The organism is Kitasatospora sp. NPDC056651, assembly GCF_042792155.1.
GTDB lineage: Bacteria > Actinomycetota > Actinomycetes > Streptomycetales > Streptomycetaceae > Kitasatospora.
Map to the genome: position 1 here is coordinate 1 of NZ_JBHTWX010000225.1, position 2,030 is coordinate 2,030.

The following is a 2,030-nucleotide window of genomic DNA, read 5'->3' on the forward strand; positions in this document are numbered from 1 at the left end:
GGGTGCCTTGGGGGCCCCCCCCCCGCCCCTCGGCGGGTGCCGTTGGTCGGCGCTCCGGTGTTGCGCCCATTACAAACAACTGGCGCCCGCCAACCCCGATGGTTTGGCGGCCTCCAGGCGTCAGTGGGAGGCCGACTGCGCGCAGGCCCATGGCGGCGCTGCCCTCGTCGGTGTACAGCCGCAGGCCGGCGGCCGGGCAGGGGCTGTCAGGCCGGGAGGCCTCGGCGGTGGGCACGCTGCGGACGGTGAGGAACTCCGGCTTGGGCGGGCGGGGTTGTCGCGCCCGCCGGGCCCGGTCGGGCCCAGGTCGATCCGGCCCTTCTCGGTGGCGCCGGGGGCGAGCCCGGGGACGGTCCGGGTGAGGTTCTTCACCTCGCCGGGCGTCTCGGGGCCGTTGAACACCAGGGTGTAGTCGTGCGGTTCGCCGTTCGGGTTGGTCACCTCGTACGCGAAACAGGTCGGCCTGACGGCGGTGATCCGCGCCCCGCCCCGGGCGAGTTTGGCCGGCTGCGGCACTCCGGGCGCGCTCGGCGGCGGGTTGCCGCACGAGGCGGGACTGCCGGAGGCCTCCGGGCCGCCGCCGGCGGCCGTGGTCGTCGCGGTGCCGCAGCCCGTGAACAGCAGGGCAGCGGTGGCGGCCGCAGCGATGTGACGGACAGTCAGCTGATGGCGGGGCGGATCGGTCGGCCTAATCGCCTGTTCACAACCCCCCCCGCGCCCCACCGCCGTCAGCCGCTTAATTTTTTTAAAAACACACCTCCCAGGGCCCCCCCCCGGGGCGGGGGGGCCCCGGCCGCCACCGGCGGGGGCCCGCCGCACCGGCGGCTCAGAAGGTCGACGGCACGTACGTGTAGCAGTAGTTGTAGCCTCCGTAGTACGAGTCGCCGTCGCGGAGGAGAGCAGCTCCGGTGTCCCTGCCGACTACGCCGTCCTTCGACAGGCCGGCGCCGTCCTGGTACCACTCCACCCAGCTCTTGGTGTTGGGCCCCCACGCGCTGTCCTCGTTGAGCGGGCGCCCCTTGCCGTGAGCGGCAACCACGTCGTTGATCAGGTGTTGCACGCACCAGACGCCGTGGGCGTTGTTGCCGTAGCCGTCCCCGATGTATCCCGCGCCCGGGGAGGCCTGTGCCGAGCCGACAGACGCCCCAACCCCCAACAGCCCCGCGACCACCAGCACGGCCGCGCGCTTGCCGATGCGGCTCAGTCCCATGACGTTTCCTCCATCGCAGTGTTCGGACAGGTGCCTTGACGGTGACGAATGGACGTCCTGGCGTCGTCGGCGCTGCCATACTCGGGACAGTCGTCCACGACCGGCAATCCGTTCGGTCTGGACCGAACGACGTGGCCGTCGCACGTCCCCGAGAAGGGACACGAGTGGTGCGATTATACTTCTCCGCCGACGATCTCCTGCGCGTCACCTTCGTTCCCGCTCCCGCTCCCGCTCCGATGGTGGAACTTGCCCTGGCGGAGGCGCAGTTGCAGAAGCCACCGCAGCCGACCGACGCGGGCGGTGGCAGAAGGTGGCCCGCTGGTCCTTCCCTGCGGCGGGGCGGCCCCTGCTGGATCTGGTGCCCCCTTCCGGCAAGGGGCCGATGTTCCTCGACCCGGTCAGCCGCGACTTCGGCTCCGGCCTCGACCTGGTCCTGCACACCCCGGCCGGCACGATCCGGACCCTGTGTGCCCCACCTCCCGCCCGCTGACGCCCTCCGCGCGGCCTGGGCAGCTCTGCTCGCCCACCAGTGGCCGCGGATCGAGGCCGCCTAAGATTTCGAACTCGCCTGGCGCACAAGGATCCTGGCCCAGGAAGGTCTCTCCCGCTCAGGTGGGCGCTCGCCGTGACGTCCCTGCCCGGGGAGCAGGACCCCGGGAGTGGTGGGCAGCGGCTCGCCGCTGTGCGGCGGGTGCGGGGCGGGGCCATCGTGGGCGTTGTCCGGCTGCCCGGAGGGCCCGGCCGGTCCGGCGGCGGCAGCGGCGGGTTCGCCGTGCGCGCCCTTGCCGTGGTCCATGAGCGCGTGCACGCGCTCATGGAC

General features: G+C 72.7%; 2 protein-coding genes. One reads left to right on the forward strand and one right to left on the reverse strand.

Features of this window, described 5'->3' with window-relative positions:
- Positions 1-826: 826 nt before the first annotated feature.
- Entirely contained in the window at positions 827-1,210 is a 384-nt protein-coding gene (locus tag ACFRAR_RS38505; protein ID WP_380705076.1) for a peptidoglycan-binding protein, read from the reverse strand.
- A 625-nt stretch (positions 1,211-1,835) separates the two neighbouring features.
- Between ACFRAR_RS38505 and ACFRAR_RS38510 the strand changes: the two genes are divergently transcribed.
- The coding region (locus tag ACFRAR_RS38510) for a hypothetical protein (protein WP_380705078.1) at positions 1,836-2,030 on the forward strand (195 nt) is incomplete at its 3' end.